Origin of the sequence: Citrobacter sp. RHB25-C09 (genome assembly GCF_013836145.1) — a bacterium.
Lineage (GTDB): Bacteria > Pseudomonadota > Gammaproteobacteria > Enterobacterales > Enterobacteriaceae > Citrobacter_A.
Genome location: NZ_CP057483.1, coordinates 798,052 through 818,325, shown reverse-complemented (window position 1 = coordinate 818,325; position 20,274 = coordinate 798,052). Strand labels below are relative to the sequence as shown.

Sequence of the window (20,274 nt, the reverse complement as noted above, 5' to 3'; positions counted from 1 at the left end):
CTTTTAATTAATAATTTTGCGCAGACTATCGGCAAATGCGGCGATCTGTTCTTCACCATCGCCTTCAATAACAATGCGCTGACGCTCACGTTGTTTCGGCGCAGCAACGTGCTGTGCGGAACCGGCTTCCATGGCGATGAAGCCAATATCGTCAGCAGACCAGACCTGAACCGGCTTTTTCGCCGCGCCCAGAATGGCTTTCATGGAAGGTATTTGCGGTGAGTTGATATCGGTAGACACCGCGACAACGGCCGGTAAAGGAATGCTCAAGGTTTCGGTTTCATCTTCCAGTTCGCGCTCAACGATCAGCGTACTGTCGCTCAGAGAGAGAATTTTACTCACGCCGTTTACCGCCGGGATGTTCAGCGTTTCACCAACCAGCAGGCTGACCTGTTGGGCATAAAGGTCAGATGAACCATCACCACAGAGGATCAAATCAAAGCCTGACTTCTGCGCGGCAGCCGCCAGTACCACAGCGGTTTCGCGCGGCAGCGCCTGCTCGAAGCGATCGTCAATCACCACCACCAGCTCATCGGGGCCACGTGAGAGCACGTCTTTGCGCCCTTTAGCGTTGGTTAGCGCTTTGCCACCTACACTCATGGCGATAACCTGCGCGTCGCCCAGTTGCTGTTTTAACTGGCAGGCGGCTTCAATCGCATTGAGATCGTATTGGCTGATTTTGCCATCCGCTTTACTGAAATCTAATGAACCGTCGGCGTTATTCACGGCAATATCCTGCTCATCAGGCACGGATTTGTAGCAAGTAATTATCTTCATTGCATCTCCAGCAATCATAAAGGAAACGTTTTATATCGGTGGTGTTAATACAGATATCACGCTCTTTAATTCAGAATTAAAACCTTAATCACCATTATTGAAAATGTCACACACTGATATTCGCAACTTTCAATATTGTTACGTGCCTCACCAATATTGAACGCAAAGGAAAAAATAAAAATATTTTCAATATTGTCTGAGGGATCACCAATATTGAAAGCCAAACGCTGAAAAAGCCATCAAAAGCAACACTTAATCCAATAAAATCAAAAAATTAAATCTAAATCACCGATATAAAACCTCAGGCCAGAAAGTGTGATCCGCATTACAGAACACCGCTTTTCGAATACCCATTATGGGGTACCCGCCAACGCGTTCCGAGGTCAGGCAGTTATTAATAAAATATTAACAAAAATAACACAAACATGAACAACAAAAAAATTTCGCTTCCTCACTGGAATTAATTTATGAAAAATGAAAAGAGAAAATCAGGAATAGAACCGAAAGTTTTCTTTCCGCCATTAATAATTGTCGGGATACTTTGTTGGTTAACGGTTCGCGATCTTGATGCCGCCAACGTCGTAATTAACGCCGTATTCAGTTATGTCACCAATGTCTGGGGATGGGCATTTGAGTGGTATATGATCGTGATGTTGTTCGGTTGGTTCTGGCTGGTTTTTGGCCCGTACTCCAAAAAGAAACTGGGCGATGAGAAACCTGAATTCAGTACCGCCAGTTGGATATTCATGATGTTCGCCTCCTGCACCTCGGCCGCCGTCCTGTTCTGGGGGTCGATTGAGATTTATTACTACATCTCAACGCCGCCGTTTGCCCTTGCGCCTAACTCCACCGGCGCGAAAGAGCTGGGCCTCGCCTACAGCCTGTTCCACTGGGGACCGCTGCCATGGGCAACCTACAGCTTCCTGTCGGTGGCCTTTGCCTACTTCTTCTTTGTGCGCAAGATGGACGTGATTCGCCCAAGCTCCACGCTGGCACCGCTGGTTGGGGAGAAACACGCCAAAGGACTGTTCGGGACCATCGTTGATAACTTCTACCTGGTGGCGCTGATCTTCGCTATGGGCACCAGCCTCGGACTGGCGACGCCGCTGGTGACGGAATGTATGCAGTACCTGTTCGGCATCCCGCACACGCTGCAACTGGACGCCATCATCATCACCTGCTGGATCATCCTGAACGCGATTTGCGTCGCCTGCGGCCTGCAAAAAGGGGTGAAAATTGCCAGCGATGTACGTAGCTATCTGAGCTTTCTGATGCTCGGCTGGGTGTTTATCGTCAGCGGCGCCAGCTTCATCATGAACTACTTCACCGACTCCGTCGGCATGCTGCTGATGTATCTACCGCGCATGTTGTTCTATACCGATGCCATCGGCAAAGGCGGCTTCCCGCAGGGCTGGACTGTTTTCTACTGGGCATGGTGGGTCATTTACGCCATCCAGATGAGCATCTTCCTGGCGCGTATTTCCCGTGGTCGCACCGTGCGTGAGCTGTGCTTCGGTATGGTGCTGGGGCTGACCGCTTCCACCTGGATCCTGTGGACCGTTCTCGGCAGTAACACCCTGCTGCTGATGGATAAAAACATCATCAACATTCCGCAACTGATTGAACAACACGGCGTGGCGCGCGCGATTATCGAAACCTGGGCCGCACTGCCGCTCAGCACCGCCACCATGTGGGGATTCTTCATCCTGTGCTTTATCGCCACCGTCACGCTGATTAACGCCTGCTCCTATACCCTGGCCATGTCGACCTGCCGCGAAGTTCGCGACGGAGAAGAACCGCCGTTGCTGGTACGTATCGGCTGGTCAGTACTGGTCGGCGTGATAGGCATCGTCCTGCTGGCGCTGGGCGGGCTGAAGCCAATTCAAACCGCGATTATTGCCGGCGGCTGTCCCCTGTTCTTCGTCAACATCATGGTGACACTCTCTTTTATCAAAGATGCCAAAGTGCACTGGAAAGATAAATAAATTTAACCCCTTACCGACTAAAGAGGCTGGAAGATGGATTTCAATTTAAATGATGAACAGGAACTGTTTGTCGCCGGTATTCGTGAACTGATGGCCAGTGAGAACTGGGAAGCCTATTTTGCCGAGTGCGATCGTGACAGCGTCTATCCGGAGCGTTTCGTGAAGGCGCTGGCAGATATGGGTATCGATAGCCTGCTGATCCCGGAAGAGCATGGCGGCCTGGACGCCGGCTTCGTGACCGTCGCCGCCGTGTGGATGGAGCTTGGACGCCTCGGGGCGCCGACCTACGTGCTGTATCAGTTACCGGGGGGATTCAACACCTTCCTGCGTGAAGGTACCCAGGAGCAGATCAGTAAAATTATGGCGTTCCAGGGAACGGGGAAACAGATGTGGAACTCGGCGATCACCGAACCGGGAGCAGGATCGGATGTTGGCAGTTTAAAAACCACTTATACCCGCAAAAATGGTAAGGTTTATCTCAATGGTAGTAAGTGTTTTATTACCAGTAGCGCCTATACCCCGTATGTTGTGGTTATGGCAAGAGATGGCGCTTCCCCGGACAAACCGATTTACACCGAATGGTGTGTCGATATGAGCAAAGCGGGCATCAAGGTGAATAAGCTTGAGAAGCTCGGCCTGCGCATGGACAGCTGCTGTGAGATTAATTTTGACGATGTTGAGCTGGACGAAAAAGACATGTTCGGTCGGGAAGGTAATGGCTTCAACCGCGTGAAAGAAGAGTTCGATCACGAACGTTTCCTGGTAGCCCTCACCAACTACGGTACTGCGATGTGCGCCTTTGAAGATGCGGCGCGCTACGCGAACCAGCGCGTGCAATTTGGCGAAACCATTGGTCGCTTCCAGCTGATTCAGGAGAAGTTTGCCCATATGGCAATCAAGCTTAACTCCATGAAAAACATGCTCTTCGAAGCAGCGTGGAAAGCGGATAACGGCACCATTACTTCCGGCGACGCAGCTATGTGCAAATACTTCTGCGCCAACGCGGCGTTTGAAGTGGTGGATTCTGCGATGCAGGTGCTGGGTGGCGTGGGGATTGCGGGCAACCACCGTATTACCCGCTTCTGGCGTGACCTGCGCGTGGATCGCGTATCCGGTGGCTCTGATGAAATGCAGATCCTGACGTTGGGCCGTGCGGTATTGAAGCAATACCGATAACTATTATGCTGGCTGCCTTTGTAGGCCGGATAAGGCGTTCACGCCGCCATCCGGCAATGATTGCCTGATGGCGACGCTAAAGCGTCTTATCAGGCCTACAGGCAGGTAAAACCGGCCACGAGGAGCACACTATGAATCGTCTACCAATGCCCGCCTTTGGTCCCCTTGCCGGACTGCGGGTGGTTTTTTCCGGGATCGAAATCGCCGGGCCGTTCGCCGGGCAAATGTTTGCCGAATGGGGTGCGGAAGTCATCTGGATTGAAAACGTGGCCTGGGCCGATACCATTCGCGTCCAGCCCAACTATCCGCAGCTTTCACGCCGTAACCTGCACGCGCTGTCGCTCAATATTTTCAAAGATGAAGGACGGGAAGCGTTTCTCAAATTAATGGAAACCACCGATATCTTTATCGAAGCCAGTAAAGGCCCCGCCTTTGCCCGCCGAGGGATCACCGACGAGGTGCTGTGGCAACATAACCCGAAACTGGTTATCGCCCATCTGTCAGGGTTTGGGCAATACGGTACCGAGGAGTACACCAACCTGCCAGCCTATAACACTATCGCTCAGGCCTTCAGCGGCTATCTGATCCAGAACGGCGATGTCGACCAGCCGATGCCCGCCTTCCCCTACACCGCAGACTATTTTTCCGGCATGACGGCCACCACCGCCGCGCTGGCTGCCCTGCATAAAGTTAGCGAAACCGGAAAAGGCGAAAGCATTGATATCGCCATGTATGAAGTGATGCTGCGCATGGGCCAGTACTTCATGATGGACTACTTCAACGGCGGCGAAATTTGTCCCCGGATGACCAAAGGCAAAGACCCCTACTACGCCGGATGCGGGCTGTATAAATGCGCCGACGGTTACATTGTGATGGAGCTGGTTGGCATTACGCAAATTAGCGAATGCTTCAAGGATATTGGGCTGGAACACATTCTCGGGACGCCTGAAGTTCCGGAAGGAACACAGCTCATCCACCGCGTCGAATGTCCTTACGGACCGCTGGTAGAAGAGAAACTGGACGCGTGGCTGGCAACGCACACCATCGCCGAAGTGCAGACGCGTTTTGCCGAACTGAACATTGCCTGTGCAAAAGTGCTGACCATTCCGGAGCTGGAAGGCAATCCGCAGTATGTCGCCCGAGAGTCCATCACCCAATGGCAGGCAATGGATGGCCGCACCTGCAAAGGGCCGAACGTGATGCCGAAATTTAAAAATAATCCAGGGAAAATCTGGCGTGGGATGCCGTCTCACGGCATGGATACCGCCGCCATTCTGAAAAATATCGGTTACGACGAAGCAGAGATTAAGGAACTGGTCAGTAAAGGTCTGGCTAAAGTTGAGGACTAGGTGCGGTACGCTGGCCGGCACATCCGGTCAGCGTCATCGCCAGTAAAGACAGGTTGGTGTAATGGATATCGTTGGCGGTCAAAACTTACGTCAAATGTGGGACGATCTGGCCGAAGTGTATGGTCATAAAACGGCACTAATTTGCGAATCCTGCGAAGGTGACGTCCAGCAGTTTAGCTATGCCTCGCTCAATGAGGAGATCAATCGTACGGCGAATCTTTTCCTGACGTTGGGTATCCAGAAAGGCGATAAGGTCGCACTGCATCTGGACAACTGCCCTGAGTTTTTCTTTTGCTGGTTTGGTCTGGCTAAAATTGGCGCGATTATGGTGCCGATCAACGCCCGCCTGCTGCGTGAGGAAAGCGCATGGATCCTGCAAAACAGTCAGGCTCAGTTGCTGGTAACCAGTGTCGGGTTTTACCCCATGTACCGTCAGATCCAACAGGAAGACGATACCCTGCTCAACCACATCTGCCTGATTGGCGATCGCCTTCCGGCTGGCGATGGCGTGAGTCATTTTTCCCGACTTAAGGATCAACAGCCCGCCATATTGCGCGATGCCCCACTGCTGTCCACTGACGACACCGCCGAGATTCTGTTTACTTCCGGCACCACCTCGCGACCGAAAGGGGTGGTGATTACCCACTATAACCTGCGCTTTGCGGGCTACTATTCGTCGTGGCAGTGTGCGCTGCGCGAAGAGGATATCTACCTGACGGTGATGCCCGCGTTTCACATTGATTGCCAGTGCACGGCGGCGATGGCGGCGTTCTCAGTGGGTGCCACCTTTGTGCTGATTGAGAAATACAGCGCCCGCGCCTTCTGGCAGCAGGTACGTAAATACCGTGCCACCGTCACCGAATGTATCCCGATGATGATCCGCACGCTGATGGTTCAGCCCGCGACGCCGGAAGACAGACAACATCGTCTTCGTGAAGTGATGTTCTACCTTAACCTGTCGGTTGCGGAAAAAGACGCGTTTATCGAACGCTTTGGCGTGCGGCTGCTGACCTCCTACGGCATGACGGAAACCATTGTCGGTATCATCGGCGATCGCCCTGGCGATAAGCGGCGCTGGCCCTCGATTGGTCGTCCCGGATTTTGCTACGAGGCAGAGATTCGCGATGAGCAAAACCGTGCGCTTCCCGCCGGGGAAATTGGCGAAATCTGCGTTAAGGGCATCCCGGGGAAAACGATTTTCAAGGAGTATTACACCAGACCCGACGCCACTGCCCAAGCACTGGAGCCCAACGGGTGGCTGCATACGGGAGATTCCGGCTATTGTGATGAAGACGGTTTTTTCTATTTCGTCGACCGCCGCTGCAACATGATTAAACGCGGAGGTGAAAACGTCTCCTGCGTTGAGCTGGAAAATATCCTCTCCGCCCATCCCAAAATTCAGGACATTGTCATTATCGGGATTAAGGATGCTATTCGCGATGAAGCCATTAAAGCCTTTATTGTGCTTAACGAGGGCGAAACGCTCAGCGAAGAAGAATTCTTCCAGTTCTGCGAACAAAATATGGCGAAATTTAAAGTCCCCTCATTTATGGAGATACGTACCGATCTGCCCCGAAATTGTTCAGGAAAAATAATCAAAAAGAACCTGAAATAAACCCGCTGGCAGGAAGAAACCTGCCACCACCGCTATTTTTGGAGATGAACAATGAGTGAATCTTTACATCTGACCCGCAATGGATCTGTTCTGGAAATTATTCTGGATCGTCCAAAAGCAAATGCTATTGATGCAAAAACCAGCTTCGAAATGGGCGAAGTCTTTCTTAACTTCCGCGACGATCCTGAATTACGCGTGGCGATTGTCACCGGTGCCGGAGAGAAATTCTTTTCCGCCGGCTGGGATTTAAAAGCCGCTGCGGAAGGGGAAGCCCCCGATGCCGATTTTGGCCCCGGTGGATTTGCTGGCTTAACGGAGATTTTTGATCTCAACAAGCCGGTGATTGCCGCCGTTAACGGCTATGCCTTCGGCGGCGGCTTTGAGCTTGCGCTGGCGGCAGATTTTATTGTTTGCGCGGATAACGCCAGCTTCGCCCTGCCGGAAGCCAAACTCGGCATTGTACCGGACAGCGGCGGCGTACTGCGTCTGCCAAAGTTACTCCCTCCTGCAATCGTCAATGAAATGGTAATGACCGGCAGGCGGATGGATGCCGCAGAAGCGCTGCGCTGGGGGATCGTCAACCGCGTGGTCAGCCAGCAGGAACTGTTGACCAGCGCGCGCGAACTGGCACAGCAGCTGGTGAACAGCGCGCCGCTGGCGATTGCCGCGCTGAAGGAGATATACCGCGCCACCAGCGAAATGCCGGTAGAGGAAGGCTATCGCTATATTCGCAGCGGCGTGCTGAAGCACTATCCGTCGGTACTGCATTCCGAAGACGCGCTGGAAGGGCCGCAGGCGTTTGCCGAGAAGCGCGAACCGGTGTGGAAAGGGCGTTGATATTGACGTGCCGGATGACGATGTAAATACAGACCTCGTAGGCCGGATAAGCGCCAGCGCCATCCGGCGATTCAGGAGAGACAAAAGTGAGCTGTTACGCCTTTGAAGGCCTGGTTCCGGTTGTGCATCCGGATGCGTATGTCCACCCAAGCGCGGTGTTAATTGGTGATGTTATCGTCGGCGCCGGCGTTTACGTCGGTCCCCTCGCCTCCCTGCGCGGTGACTATGGTCGGCTAATCCTGGAAGCCGGATCGAACATACAGGATGGCTGTATCATGCACGGCTACTGCGATACTGACACGATCGTGCAGGAGAACGGGCATATCGGGCATGGCGCAATCCTGCATGGCTGCGTCATTGGCCGCGATGCGCTGGTCGGGATGAACAGCGTGATTATGGATGGGGCGACAGTGGGTGAAGAGAGCATTGTCGCCGCGATGAGCTTTATAAAAGCGGGGTATCAGGGAAAGGCCCGGGAGCTACTGGTAGGTTCGCCCGCGCGGGTTATTCGCGAAGTGACAGAACGAGAGTTGCGCTGGAAGCGACTGAATACCCAGGAGTATCAGGATCTGGCCGTGCGCTGTCGGGCATCGCTATGGGAAACGCAGCCTTTAACCGAGGTTGAAGAAAATCGGCCACGCCTGAAAGGCACGACCGAGGTGAAGCCTAAATCGGCATCTTAACCGTGCCGGATGTCGCTGACGTTTATCCGGCCTACGGGCCGATCACCGTTGGCGCATGCTCTTCGATAGCATCATCTGCCATTTTTGCTCGCGGTTAAGCTCCGAGGGCGGTACCGCAGTCATACGCGGCGACCTGGCGATCGTTTTTTCCTGCGCATTTTGTCCCAGACGGACATAAAGCTGCGGATCGATATGTTTCACTCTGACCAGACGCTGACACTGACATCCCCGACCTTCCAGTTCGTTCGGGATCGTCTTAGTCTCGCAGCATATTTCCCCCACTTCTGAAAGAATATAAGAGACAGTATTAATTGCTTTGCAGTGATCCATATTAAAATGCTTCGCAATCTCTTTTGCACTTACCCAACGGTTTTCGCTCATCACCCAGTCAGCAATCACCAAATAAAGCGGCTTATCTACATATTCTTCACACATGATCACACCATTTCATAAAGTTAAATTCTTGCCAGGCCCTGTCTGGAATAAACGACAACAAAGCCATATTGAAATTGTGGTTATAAGGAATAGTATGCAAGAAAAGGAATAATTAGTGTGAGCTAAATCGAGCTTGCTACATTCATTTGCTTGCATTTGCCGGATATATAGGCGCTGCTGTTCATTTGCATAAAAAAACGGCTCCGTCTCCGGAACCGTTTTTAATGCTGATAATTAACTGCTCAGCGGGTTATTTTTTAATGAGCGCGTGCATTTCCTGAACCGAAGTGACTTTTTCTGTCGCATCGGCATTCAGCGCCATCGCGGTGGCGAAACCGCCGTTGAGCGTAGTGTCATAATGCACTTTATACTGCAGCGCACTGCGGCGAATCACCCTTGAGTCCTCGATGGCACGACGACCGGCGGTGGTGTTGATGATGTATGTGTACTCGCCATTCTTGATACGGTCCTGAATGTGCGGGCGGCCCTCATGCACCTTGTTCACCAGACGCGGGTTGATACCGGCTTCACCGAGCACAATCGCGGTGCCGTGAGTGGCATCCAGCTCAAAACCCTGCTTCAGCAGCTTCGCCGCGAGGTCCACCACGCGCTCTTTGTCACCTTCGCGCACGGAGAGCAGCGCACGGCCACGTTTCTTCATCGTGGAGTTACTGCCCAGCTGTGCTTTGGCGAACGCTTCTGCAAAGGTGCGCCCCACGCCCATCACTTCCCCGGTAGAGCGCATTTCTGGCCCCAGCAGCGGGTCAACGCCCGGGAACTTGTTGAACGGCAGCACCACCTCTTTCACCGAGTAGTACGGCGGGATAATTTCTTTGGTCACACCCTGCTCAGCCAGAGATTTACCGGCCATCACGCGCGCCGCCACTTTTGCCAGCGGTACGCCGGTGGCTTTGGAGACGAACGGTACGGTACGCGCCGCACGCGGGTTGACTTCAATCAGGTAGACTTCGTTGTCTTTCACTGCGAACTGGACGTTCATCAGGCCGCGAACCTGTAATTCAAAGGCCAGCTTCTGTACCTGCTGGCGCATCACGTCCTGAATCTCCTGACTCAGGGTATACGCTGGCAGAGAACATGCGGAGTCACCGGAGTGCACGCCCGCCTGCTCGATGTGCTCCATGATGCCGCCAATCAGCACCATTTCGCCGTCGCAGATGGCATCAACGTCCACTTCAACCGCGTCGTCGAGGAAGCGGTCAAGCAGCACTGGTGCATCGTTGGAGACGCTCACCGCGGTCTGGAAGTAGCGACGCAGGTCGGCTTCGTCGTAGACAATTTCCATCGCGCGGCCGCCCAGCACGTAAGAAGGACGCACCACCAGCGGGTAGCCAATCTCTTTTGCTTTTTCTACAGCCATTTCAATCGCGGTGACGGTAGCGTTCGCCGGCTGTTTCAGCTTCAGACGGTCAACCGCCTGCTGGAAACGCTCGCGGTCTTCGGCGCGGTCAATCGCATCCGGACTGGTGCCGATGACCGGAACACCTGCGGCTTCCAGCGCGCGCGCCAGTTTCAGCGGGGTCTGACCGCCGTACTGGACGATAACGCCTTTCGGCTTCTCAACGCGGACGATTTCCAGCACATCTTCCAGTGTGACCGGCTCAAAGTAGAGGCGGTCGGAAGTGTCGTAATCGGTAGAGACGGTTTCCGGGTTACAGTTGACCATAATGGTTTCGTAACCGTCTTCGCGCAGCGCCAGCGAGGCGTGGACGCAGCAGTAGTCGAACTCAATGCCCTGGCCGATACGGTTTGGACCGCCACCCAGCACCATGATTTTGTCACGGTCGACGGACGGGTTCGCTTCACACTCGTCTTCATAGGTGGAGTACATATAGGCGGTGTCGGTCGAGAATTCAGCCGCACAGGTGTCCACGCGCTTGTAGACCGGGTGCAGGTCATACTGGTCGCGCAGCTTGCGAATTTCTGCTTCACGCACACCCGCCAGTTTAGCCAGACGCGCATCAGCGAAGCCTTTGCGCTTCAATTGGCGCAGGAAGTCTGCGTCCAGACCGTTGATACCCAGCTCTGCCACTTGCTCTTCCAGACGCACCAGCTCTTCAATCTGCACCAGGAACCAGCGGTCGATGTTGGTCAGGTTGAATACGCCGTCGACGGACATACCCGCACGGAATGCGTCGGCGATATACCAGATACGATCCGCGCCCGCGTCTTTCAGCTCACGGCGAATTTTGGTCAATGCTTCCGGATCGTCCAGGCTCACTTTCGGGTCAAAGCCGGTCGCGCCCACTTCCAGACCGCGCAATGCTTTTTGCAGAGATTCCTGCTGCGTGCGGCCAATCGCCATCACTTCACCGACGGACTTCATTTGCGTAGTCAGACGGTCATTCGCGCCAACGAATTTTTCGAAGTTAAAGCGTGGAATTTTAGTGACGACGTAGTCGATAGAAGGTTCAAACGACGCCGGAGTACGCCCGCCGGTGATATCGTTCATCAGTTCGTCGAGGGTGTAACCTACGGCCAGTTTCGCCGCCACTTTGGCAATCGGGAAGCCCGTTGCTTTTGAAGCCAGCGCAGAAGAACGCGACACACGCGGGTTCATTTCGATGACTATCAGGCGACCATTTTTCGGGTTCACCGCAAACTGAACGTTTGAGCCGCCGGTTTCCACGCCGATTTCACGCAGTACCGCCATCGAGGCGTTACGCATGATTTGGTACTCTTTATCGGTCAGCGTCTGGGCAGGCGCCACGGTGATGGAATCACCGGTATGGATACCCATTGCGTCGAAGTTTTCAATGGAGCAGACGATGATGCAGTTGTCGTTTTTATCACGCACCACTTCCATCTCGTACTCTTTCCAGCCAATCAGCGATTCATCAATCAGCAGTTCGTTGGTGGGGGAAAGATCCAGGCCACGTTCGCAAATTTCTTCAAATTCTTCGCGGTTATAGGCGATACCGCCGCCAGTGCCGCCCATGGTGAATGAAGGACGGATAATGCACGGGAAGCCAACGTCAGCGGCAACCGCCAGCGCTTCTTCCATAGTGTGGGCGATGCCTGAACGCGCAGTATCAAGGCCAATTTTCTTCATCGCGATGTCAAAGCGGCGACGGTCTTCCGCTTTATCGATGGCGTCTGCGGTGGCACCAATCATGGTGACGCCGAACTCTTCGAGTACGCCCTGACGCTCAAGCTCCAGCGCACAGTTCAGCGCCGTCTGGCCGCCCATGGTCGGCAGCACCGCATCCGGGCGCTCTTTCTCGATAATTTTACGAACCACTTCCCAGTGAATCGGCTCGATGTAAGTGGCATCGGCCATTTCCGGGTCGGTCATGATGGTCGCTGGGTTGGAGTTCACCAGAATGACGCGGTAACCCTCTTCACGCAGGGCTTTACATGCCTGCGCGCCGGAATAGTCGAATTCGCAGGCCTGGCCGATGACAATTGGGCCAGCGCCGAGGATCAGGATGCTTTTTATGTCTGTACGTTTTGGCATTGTCTTCTCAGCTCCTGATTATTTAGCGGTCTTACGGTATTGCTCGATAAGTTCGATAAAGTGATCGAACAGCGGTGCGGCGTCGTGCGGGCCGGGGCTGGCTTCCGGGTGCCCCTGGAAGCTGAACGCTGGCTTATCGGTACGATGAATCCCTTGCAGAGTGCCGTCAAAAAGGGATTTGTGGGTGACGCGCAGATTAGCCGGCATTGAGGCTTCATCAACCGCGAAACCGTGGTTCTGGGCAGTAATCATTACCGTGTTGTTGTCGATGTCTTTCACCGGGTGGTTGCCACCGTGATGACCAAACTTCATCTTCACGGTTTTCGCACCGCTCGCCAGCGCCAGCAGCTGATGGCCGAGGCAGATGCCGAAGACAGGAATGTCGGTTTCCAGGAATTTCTGAATCGCCGTGATGGCGTAATCGCAGGGTGCCGGGTCGCCAGGACCGTTCGAAAGGAAGATGCCGTCCGGGTTCATCTTCAGCACATCCTCCGCGGAGGTTTGTGCCGGCACAATCGTCAGGCGGCAGCCGCGATCCACCAGCATACGCAGGATGTTACGTTTAGCGCCAAAATCGTAAGCCACCACGTGGAACGGCAGGTCTTCTTCTTTTTTCGCTTCCGGCAGGTCACCCGCCAATGTCCAGCTTCCCTGCGTCCAGCCGTAGGCTTCATTGCAGGTCACTTCTTTCGCCAGGTCCATGCCATTCAGGCCAGGGAAGGCTTTCGCTTTTTCCAGCGCCAGGGCTGCATCAGGGTTATCCCCCGCGATAATGCAACCGTTCTGTGCGCCCTTCTCGCGCAGCAGACGCGTTAACTTACGAGTATCGATATCCGCAATCGCCACGATGTTATGGCGCTTCAGGTAAGAAGAGAGGTCCTCGGTATTGCGGAAATTACTGGCGATCAGCGGCAGGTCACGGATGACGAGGCCTTGTGCATGTACCAGGGAGGATTCTTCATCGGCGGCATTGGTGCCGACATTGCCGATATGGGGATAAGTAAGAGTAACGATTTGGCGAGAATAGGAAGGATCAGTGAGGATTTCTTGATAACCGGTCATTGAAGTATTGAAAACGACTTCCCCAACCGCCGAACCTGTTGCCCCTATGGCCCGACCGTGAAACTGGGTTCCGTCTTCCAGAACCAATAGCGCTGACTTAATCAAAACACCCTCCAGAGAATATTCACTCACTTTATTTGCATACTAATTCATTTGTGTTGCATGAATCAATGCAAATTTGCTTACCGGTGGATTTCTGGCAAACGGCGGCATTCTGGAGATATGGCGGTTAAAAGTCAACTTAAAGGCGGTATTTTTTATATTATTTTGCGACTCAGGAATGTATTGCTGCTTTTAACAGGTAAAAAGATCACCTTTGATGCGCAGGAAAACGCTTGCGTATACTTTATGGTGTGAAAATGAAGCTGGTAATGAGAAAAACCAGACCAGATGGTCAAAATTAACATGAAGGTAACGTAATTTCGATAGAAAAAACCAACTTTATAAGAGTTTATGTGAAATATTAGATGAAACGTTAAAAATAAATAGGGCAATAAAATATTACCCTATGTAATCAATGCATTACGATTACAATAACCACATCACGAAGGTAATAACTGGCTATAAATTGTTGAGATCGAGCACATCTCGCATATCAAAAAGCCCCTTTGGCTTAGAATCAATCCAAAGTGCAGATCTCACTGCGCCATTCGCAAAGGTCATGCGACTGGAGGCTTTATGGGTGATTTCGACGCGCTCACCAATATCGGCAAACATTGCGGTATGCTCACCGACAATATCTCCGGCGCGCACGGTGGCAAAACCGATGGTGCCCGGTACACGTTCTCCGGTATACCCTTCACGACTGTATACCGCGCATGCTTTTAGGTCTTTATCCAGCGCATGAGCTATCGCTTCACCCATCGCCAGCGCGGTTCCGGAAGGCGCATCCACTTTATGGCGATGATGCGCTTCGATGATTTCGATGTCGGTGTAATCCCCCATCACTTTTGCCGCTTTTTCCAGCAGCTTAAGCATTACGTTAACGCCGACGCTAAAGTTCGCGGCAAACACGATGCCAATCTCCTGCGACGCTTCACGAATCGCCTGTTTGCCCGCATCGTCAAAACCGGTGGTACCAATGACCATGCCCTTCCCGTGCTGGCGGCAAAAGGCCAGATGCGCCAGCGTACCTTCCGGCCGGGTAAAATCGATGAAGACGTCAAAATCGTCTTTTACCGCCGCCAGGCTGCTTTGCACAGTTACGCCTGTCTTGCCAACACCAGCGAGTTCCCCGGCGTCACTGCCCAATAAGGAAGAGCTCTCGCGCTCCAGCGCCGCTCCCAGCACGACACCGTCCATCTGAAAAGCCGCCTGAATTAACTGGCGTCCCATACGTCCACCCGCCCCCGCGATCGCGACGCGGACCTGTGCATCATGCATAGTTATTCTCTTAGGTTAAAATGATGTAAACCGTTTTCAGATTAACCAGCCGTTGGCAAAGTCGCCATCTGAAAACAGCGATAATTAGAATTTTATGATAAACAGGTGGACGTATCAGTAAAAGGCATGATTCATCCCGCGGGATGAATCATTCGCACGTAGGCCCGGTAAGCGCTAGCGCCACCGGGCAAGTTACGCCGAATATGGCCTTAATCCCGATACAGAGGGCCGGGAGGGAAATGGCTAAGGAAGCAGGTAACCGCAAGCAGGTCTGCACTGCCGCCGGGACTCAGATTACGGGCGATCAGGTCATCATCCAGGCGCTGTAACGCCGCAATTCCCCCTTTGGTGAGCACGCCGCCATCCCAGAGCAACCGCTGCGCCTGTTGTTGAACGTAATAAAGGCCTTTTAACGCTCCACGCGACACCAGATTGGTATCATCATTCCACGCCATCAGATGCAGTAACGTCTGGAGCAGCGCAAGGTTATCGTCCTCATGGAGTTCCCGGACCCGGTTATAGACCGGAAGCGCCTGCGTTCTTACAGTATTAAAACCGCTTTCGGCCTCCCCTCGCGCTCCTGAAAGGCCGTAATGCACAAAATGACTGACGCTTTTGCTGGTTTCTGGCGCCAGGGCTGAAGCCGAAAGTTCCAGCGCCACAATGTTCCGACACATTTTCGCGACGCAATAACAGAGGCCATTTTGTTCAAGCGGTTCCCCCCGCGCGACCAGCCTGCCCGTTGCCGCGCTGAGCAAGCCGAAGGCAAATATTGCCCCACGGTGAGTATTCACACCGCCCGTTGCCCGCAGCATATCCGCTTCGCAGGCCATGCCAATAGGACGCAGCATCGGCAGAACCTGTTCGGCAGGAAGCGCAGAGCTATCGCGCCCGATAATGTAAAAATTCTCCATCCATGGCGTAACGGCGGCAATGCTTCTCTCAAATGTCGCCAGATCCATATCCTGATGCGCCCCGGAGTTACGGATATCGACTAAACCGGGCTTCGGGGTTAATTGAACTTCAGTGAATAGCGCCCTCTCAATCAGGCCTACAACATCGCTGGCCTGTAAAACCGAAGAGGCATGGGCGGGTTGTTTAATCGCGATCATTTCGCTCATAACGTTCAATCCTTTTTGCAATTTCTTCCAACAGCAAATCGGGTTCATGTCTCCTGGCTCGCGCGCAGACATGAGCGTCTTCGTTGCAGATCAGACACGGACGCGATGCTTTCCCCAATGCGCTGCGAGAAATAACACTGCCGTCGCAGTCAATAACATCAATATCCCAGAGACGCCCCAGCGGGTGCTCATCTTCCAGCAGCAGCATGGCCTGCTTTAGCTGCTTTGCCGGGGCGCAAAGCGCTGCCATCCATTCCGGACCGCTTCGGGCGGCGGTGGTTGTCTCCCAGACGCAGACCCACTGATTGCGTTCGCAACAGGCGACAATCTCTGCTCGTGCTAAGTCAGCCACCCGTCGCCAGGCGGGAGTATTTTTTATCGGGCCGGGGGCGACCAGCGTTAAGGAGATTAGAGGCAGCCGATAACAGGCCAGCGCATGGCGCTGGCGTGCTACCCGTTTTTCTCGTGCCTGGAGTATCTCCTCAAGCGACACACACTGGCCGCCGGATAACAGGTCTGCGCCAGTCATCAGCTTTTTACCTGCTTAATGACATCGATCACCGAACCATCGCGGTAACGTACAACTGCCACCACACGTTCGGTGAAAGCGATGGGCTCCGGTTTTCCTGTCAATGTTTCTGCGCGCGCCTGCAGTTGCTCGATAGTCGTCAGCGGGATCCCGGCATCGCGCAGGTTGTCGATCAAATCCTGACGAGCAGGGTTCACCGCAATGCCGTGATCGGTAACCAACACATCGACGCTGGCCCCCGGCGTCACCGTGGTAAGCACTTTTTCCACCACGCAGGGAATGCGCCCGCGAACCAGAGGGGCGGTAATAATGGTGAGGTCCGCTCCTGCAGCCGTATCACTATGCCCGCCGGAGGCACCACGCAGGACGCCGTTTGAACCGGTCATCACGTTCACGTTAAAGTTGACGTCAATTTCCAGCGCGCTCAGCATGACAACGTTGAGACGTTCGCAGGAGGCGCCTTTCGAGCTTGGGTTCGCGTATTGATTCGCCGAGATTTCGATGTGGTTCGGGTTAGTCGCCAGCGAGCGGGTTGCGTCACCGTCAAAGGACTGCGTATCCAGCAGCGCTTTGATCAACCCTTTCTCGTGCAGATCGACCATCGTGCCAGTAATACCGCCGAGGCCAAATGCCGCCGTAATTTCGCGACGGCGCATTTTCTCTTCGAGGAAGCGAGTCACCGCCAGCGACGCGCCGCCTGTGCCCGTCTGCAAGGAGAAGCCGTCGTTGAAATAGCCAGAATGCTCGATCACGTTCGCCGCCTGGCGGGCAATCAGCAGTTCGCGCGGATTACTGGTTAAACGGATCGCCCCGGCGGTGATCTTGTCCGGATCGCCAACCTCCTCGACCTGAACGATATAGTCCACCTGATCCTGAGCAATGCTGGCAGGATAGTTGGGATACTCCACCCACTCTTCGGTTAGCAGCACCACGCACTTAGCCGCTTCGGCATCTACTCTTGCATAGCCCAACGATCCGCAGCGGGATTTACCGCTGAAGCCGTTGGCATTACCGAACTCGTCGCAGCACGGCACGCCGAGAAACGCGACGTCTATTTTCAACTCGCCCGTTTTAACCAGATGCGCACGGCCGCCGTGGGAGTGGATCTGCACCGGATTTTCCATCAATCCCGCAGAGATCTCTTCGCCCAGTTTACCGCGCAGGCCAGAGGTGTAGATCTGCCGGATCACGCCGTTTTTGATGTGTCCGATCAGCGGCCAGTGCGCGTCGATCAGCGAACTGGAGGCCAGCGTCAGGTCACGAAACCCCATTTCCGCCAGTTGCGCGACCACCAGGTTAACCACTTTATCGCCGCCACGGAAAGCGTGGTGGAAGGAGATGGTCATTCCATTTTGTAACCCTGAACGTTCTATAGCTTCTCTGAGTGACTGGCACACTTTCCGGCTGCGCTTCGCCTGTTCATTCGCCAGCCACGGGCTGTTGACAGTCACGCCAGCATAAGGCTGTAATCCTTCCGGCATCACGTACTGCTGATTGAGCATGGATATTGTCTCTTTCATTGTTTCCTTCCTTAGTCACGAATACCGGAAGCCGATAACGCCACCACTTTGCGGGCGTGGTCGATAATCGGACCATCTATCATCTTGCCATTGAGCGACACGACGCCGAGGCCACGTTCTTCGGCCTCTTCGGCTGCGGCAATCACCTCCAGTGCATGACCAACCTCCGCGCGAGTTGGGGCGTAAACCTGATGCAAGAGTTCAATTTGCCGTGGGTTAACCAACGACTTACCGTTAAAACCAAGCCCTTTCGCCAGATGCGCCTCTTTCAGGAACCCTTCTTCGTTGTTTACGTCGGACCACACCACGTCGTAGGCGGCAATGCCGGCCACGCGGGCGGCATGCAGCACCGCACAGCGGGCATAGAACAGCTCGCTACCGTCACCGCGACAGGTCCCCATATCCATTACGTAGTCAAAGGCCGCCAGGGCAATCGCCACCATCCGAGGCGAGGCGGTTGCAATCTCAATGGCGTTCACTACCCCTAATGCCGACTCGATGGCCGCCATTAGTTTCGTACTGCCCACGTTGCGTCCGCATTCACGTTCAATACGCTCAACGTGAGCTTCCAGCTCCAGCACATCTTCTTTACGATCGGTTTTCGGCAGCCGGACAATGTCCACACCGGCGCGCACCACGGCTTCCAGATCGTCCAGACCAAACGGGGTGTTCAGGGGATTGATGCGCACCACTTTTTCGACATACTGATAAAACGGATGCTGTAGTGCGTGATGCACCAGCAAACGCGCGGCATCTTTTTCACGCAATGCGACCGCGTCTTCAAGGTCGAACATCACGGCATCGGCACCATAGACAAAGGAAGTGCTCAACATGGCGGCATTTGCCCCAGGGATAAACAACATGCTACGGCGCGGTTTCATAATGCCTCCCAGTGAATGGCTTGTTGTTCGGCAGCACGGATCGCCGCCGTTTGTACGCGGGCGCGCAACACGCATTCCAGCGCGCCTTTGTCATCGATGACGACGTGCGCGGAGGTCACCCCCAGTTTTGCTAACGTATCGCGGGTGACATGTTCAATGGCCCGGCCAAACTGCTGCTTGACCAGGCTCTCCAGCTCCAGTTGGATCCCTGGTTCCGTAGCGGGGCCAATTCTGACCATGACATCGCTGGATTCCAGCGTGCCGGCCAGAGCGTCTTTAATGATTTCCATCGGCTCTTTCCTTATTAATGAAGGTCATGTGATGCAATTTCCGTATTTCCGGCAGCGAGACGCGTCAGAAATGCAAGCGTCGAAGGGGGGACTAATGGCGCGATAGCCTGCCAGTTCCGCTCGGCATACAGCTTGCGGACGCGGGAGGCGGAAACCGCCTCGCCCTGTTTCTCGATTCGCGTCAGTTCCACCACTTCAATCGTGGGAGACAGTCGCATTTTCATTCTCTGGTTGTAGGCACGGGTCAACGCGCAGGTGGGCTCCGTACCGACAAAACGGTGGGTGATCCCCAGCGCAGGGGCGAGATGTTCACGAAATAGTTGCAGGTCGATCTGGCTGTGGCATTCATCGACAACGCCCTGATCCTTCAGGAAATAGCCAGGAAACGTTGCGCGGGAAATGAGATAAGCCGAACCCGGATGCAGCGTGACGCGCTCGATCCCCTGGATACCTTGCTCAATCAGTCGCCAGCGGTCGGGATAAGAGAAGAAAGAAGCCTCTTCTTTCACCACAAATAGATGCAGCCAGTCACACGCTTGCGCCGCCTGCTCAACTAGCCAACGGTGCCCAAGCGTGAACGGATTGGCATTCATCACGACGGCACCGATCTTATTGCCGGGCTGGCGATACAGCGCCAGTTGCCGACAGTAACGCGCCAGCCGTTCGCGACTGTTTTCCATCAGGACTGCCTGGTCGGTGTAAGCAATTGGCCAGAATCCGGCCCCAGAGAAGAGCACCACGTTTTGCGGTTTGGTATACAGAAAGAGTTCGCTGCGCCCTTTTTCGCAAGCCAGCACCAGCAATTCTGTCAACAGCTTCAGGCTCAGCCCTGCACCGTGCAGGGTGGGATCCACGGCAATCTCTTTAATCACATTGCCAGCAAGGGCGCCGCAACCAACAATACGGCCACGTTGTTCAGCGATAATGACCGTCTCGCAATCCGCTTCCAGCACCAGCCCCGACATTTCGAGAAAGGCGCACAGACGTGCTTTATTGTGAGGGTCCGAATGCGGCTGACACTGCTTAAAGATAATGTTCACAATGATCGACCCGTATAAAAATAACGCGAGATATTTCGCCATTGCTGGCAATATCATTCTTTTATTCAGGTCACACTCTGTAGGGTATTTTTATTACGCTTACTGTTTTTATTTCC

17 protein-coding genes are annotated in these 20,274 nt (G+C 54.0%); 6 read left to right on the top strand and 11 right to left on the bottom strand.

Features of this window, described 5'->3' with window-relative positions; translation table 11 throughout:
• Positions 1-3: 3 nt before the first annotated feature.
• Entirely contained in the window at positions 4-777 is a 774-nt protein-coding gene (locus tag HVY19_RS03905) for an electron transfer flavoprotein FixA (RefSeq protein WP_181683072.1), read from the bottom strand.
• 467 nt (positions 778-1,244) lie between these two features.
• Here HVY19_RS03905 and caiT point away from each other — a divergent pair, with 467 nt between their 5' ends.
• The 6 genes from caiT (at position 1,245) to caiE (ending at position 8,422) form a co-directional block, all read left to right on the top strand.
• Positions 1,245-2,762, top strand: coding sequence for an L-carnitine/gamma-butyrobetaine antiporter (gene caiT, locus HVY19_RS03900; protein WP_181683071.1), 1,518 nt, complete (start codon positions 1,245-1,247; stop codon positions 2,760-2,762).
• Positions 2,763-2,795: 33 nt separating this feature from the next.
• Positions 2,796-3,938 (top strand): crotonobetainyl-CoA dehydrogenase, encoded by a 1,143-nt coding sequence (gene caiA / locus HVY19_RS03895; protein ID WP_181683070.1) that lies wholly within the window; start codon positions 2,796-2,798, stop codon positions 3,936-3,938.
• A gap of 131 nt (positions 3,939-4,069) precedes the next feature.
• Complete coding sequence (caiB, locus tag HVY19_RS03890; RefSeq protein ID WP_181683069.1) at positions 4,070-5,287, top strand: L-carnitine CoA-transferase; 1,218 nt, start codon at positions 4,070-4,072, stop codon at positions 5,285-5,287.
• 61 nt (positions 5,288-5,348) lie between these two features.
• Positions 5,349-6,902 (top strand): crotonobetaine/carnitine-CoA ligase, encoded by a 1,554-nt coding sequence (caiC, locus tag HVY19_RS03885; RefSeq protein WP_181683068.1) that lies wholly within the window; start codon positions 5,349-5,351, stop codon positions 6,900-6,902.
• A 51-nt stretch (positions 6,903-6,953) separates the two neighbouring features.
• Positions 6,954-7,739 carry a crotonobetainyl-CoA hydratase gene (gene caiD / locus HVY19_RS03880; RefSeq protein ID WP_181683067.1) on the top strand — a complete coding sequence of 262 codons (786 nt, stop codon included), beginning with the start codon at positions 6,954-6,956 and terminating at the stop codon, positions 7,737-7,739.
• A gap of 86 nt (positions 7,740-7,825) precedes the next feature.
• Positions 7,826-8,422, top strand: a complete 597-nt coding sequence (caiE, locus tag HVY19_RS03875) for a carnitine operon protein CaiE (protein WP_181683066.1) — start codon at positions 7,826-7,828, stop codon at positions 8,420-8,422.
• Between the two features lie 42 nt (positions 8,423-8,464).
• On the opposite strand, the gene caiF is transcribed toward caiE, so the two are convergent.
• From caiF to citC, 10 genes are all read right to left on the bottom strand, one after another.
• Positions 8,465-8,857 (bottom strand): carnitine metabolism transcriptional regulator CaiF, encoded by a 393-nt coding sequence (gene caiF, locus HVY19_RS03870; RefSeq protein ID WP_181683065.1) that lies wholly within the window; start codon positions 8,855-8,857, stop codon positions 8,465-8,467.
• Between the two features lie 250 nt (positions 8,858-9,107).
• The gene (gene carB / locus HVY19_RS03865; RefSeq protein ID WP_181683064.1) at positions 9,108-12,332 is read right to left on the bottom strand and encodes a carbamoyl-phosphate synthase large subunit; all 3,225 of its coding nucleotides are present in this window, start codon (positions 12,330-12,332) and stop codon (positions 9,108-9,110) included.
• Positions 12,333-12,350: 18 nt separating this feature from the next.
• Entirely contained in the window at positions 12,351-13,499 is a 1,149-nt protein-coding gene (gene carA / locus HVY19_RS03860; protein WP_181683063.1) for a glutamine-hydrolyzing carbamoyl-phosphate synthase small subunit, read from the bottom strand.
• Positions 13,500-13,955: 456 nt separating this feature from the next.
• Positions 13,956-14,777, bottom strand: coding sequence for a 4-hydroxy-tetrahydrodipicolinate reductase (gene dapB / locus HVY19_RS03855; RefSeq protein WP_181683062.1), 822 nt, complete (start codon positions 14,775-14,777; stop codon positions 13,956-13,958).
• A gap of 209 nt (positions 14,778-14,986) precedes the next feature.
• Complete coding sequence (gene citG / locus HVY19_RS03850; protein WP_181683061.1) at positions 14,987-15,898, bottom strand: triphosphoribosyl-dephospho-CoA synthase CitG; 912 nt, start codon at positions 15,896-15,898, stop codon at positions 14,987-14,989.
• Complete coding sequence (gene citX / locus HVY19_RS03845; protein ID WP_181683060.1) at positions 15,876-16,427, bottom strand: citrate lyase holo-[acyl-carrier protein] synthase; 552 nt, start codon at positions 16,425-16,427, stop codon at positions 15,876-15,878. The genes citG and citX overlap by 23 nt, the downstream gene beginning before the upstream one ends.
• Complete coding sequence (gene citF, locus HVY19_RS03840) at positions 16,427-17,947, bottom strand: citrate lyase subunit alpha (RefSeq protein ID WP_181683059.1); 1,521 nt, start codon at positions 17,945-17,947, stop codon at positions 16,427-16,429. The genes citX and citF overlap by 1 nt, the downstream gene beginning before the upstream one ends.
• A gap of 11 nt (positions 17,948-17,958) precedes the next feature.
• Positions 17,959-18,828, bottom strand: a complete 870-nt coding sequence (gene citE, locus HVY19_RS03835; RefSeq protein ID WP_181683058.1) for a citrate (pro-3S)-lyase subunit beta — start codon at positions 18,826-18,828, stop codon at positions 17,959-17,961.
• Complete coding sequence (gene citD, locus HVY19_RS03830) at positions 18,825-19,118, bottom strand: citrate lyase acyl carrier protein (protein ID WP_181683057.1); 294 nt, start codon at positions 19,116-19,118, stop codon at positions 18,825-18,827. The genes citE and citD overlap by 4 nt, the downstream gene beginning before the upstream one ends.
• A 14-nt stretch (positions 19,119-19,132) precedes the next feature.
• Positions 19,133-20,158: a [citrate (pro-3S)-lyase] ligase gene (gene citC, locus HVY19_RS03825; protein WP_249419106.1), complete on the bottom strand. Its 1,026-nt coding sequence runs from the start codon at positions 20,156-20,158 to the stop codon at positions 19,133-19,135.
• Between the last annotated feature and the right edge of the window lie 116 nt (positions 20,159-20,274).

What these genes read in the sequence shown, in the direction of transcription:
- HVY19_RS03905 (WP_181683072.1), bottom strand. Translation starts at nt 777, where the DNA reads ATGAAGATAATTACTTGCTACAAATCCGTGCCTGATGAGCAGGATATT.
- caiT (WP_181683071.1), top strand. Translation starts at nt 1,245, where the DNA reads ATGAAAAATGAAAAGAGAAAATCAGGAATAGAACCGAAAGTTTTCTTT.
- caiA (WP_181683070.1), top strand. Translation starts at nt 2,796, where the DNA reads ATGGATTTCAATTTAAATGATGAACAGGAACTGTTTGTCGCCGGTATT.
- caiB (WP_181683069.1), top strand. Translation starts at nt 4,070, where the DNA reads ATGAATCGTCTACCAATGCCCGCCTTTGGTCCCCTTGCCGGACTGCGG.
- caiC (WP_181683068.1), top strand. Translation starts at nt 5,349, where the DNA reads ATGGATATCGTTGGCGGTCAAAACTTACGTCAAATGTGGGACGATCTG.
- caiD (WP_181683067.1), top strand. Translation starts at nt 6,954, where the DNA reads ATGAGTGAATCTTTACATCTGACCCGCAATGGATCTGTTCTGGAAATT.
- caiF (WP_181683065.1), bottom strand. Translation starts at nt 8,857, where the DNA reads ATGTGTGAAGAATATGTAGATAAGCCGCTTTATTTGGTGATTGCTGAC.
- carB (WP_181683064.1), bottom strand. Translation starts at nt 12,332, where the DNA reads ATGCCAAAACGTACAGACATAAAAAGCATCCTGATCCTCGGCGCTGGC.
- dapB (WP_181683062.1), bottom strand. Translation starts at nt 14,777, where the DNA reads ATGCATGATGCACAGGTCCGCGTCGCGATCGCGGGGGCGGGTGGACGT.
- citG (WP_181683061.1), bottom strand. Translation starts at nt 15,898, where the DNA reads ATGAGCGAAATGATCGCGATTAAACAACCCGCCCATGCCTCTTCGGTT.
- citX (WP_181683060.1), bottom strand. Translation starts at nt 16,427, where the DNA reads ATGACTGGCGCAGACCTGTTATCCGGCGGCCAGTGTGTGTCGCTTGAG.
- citF (WP_181683059.1), bottom strand. Translation starts at nt 17,947, where the DNA reads ATGAAAGAGACAATATCCATGCTCAATCAGCAGTACGTGATGCCGGAA.
- citE (WP_181683058.1), bottom strand. Translation starts at nt 18,828, where the DNA reads ATGAAACCGCGCCGTAGCATGTTGTTTATCCCTGGGGCAAATGCCGCC.
- citD (WP_181683057.1), bottom strand. Translation starts at nt 19,118, where the DNA reads ATGGAAATCATTAAAGACGCTCTGGCCGGCACGCTGGAATCCAGCGAT.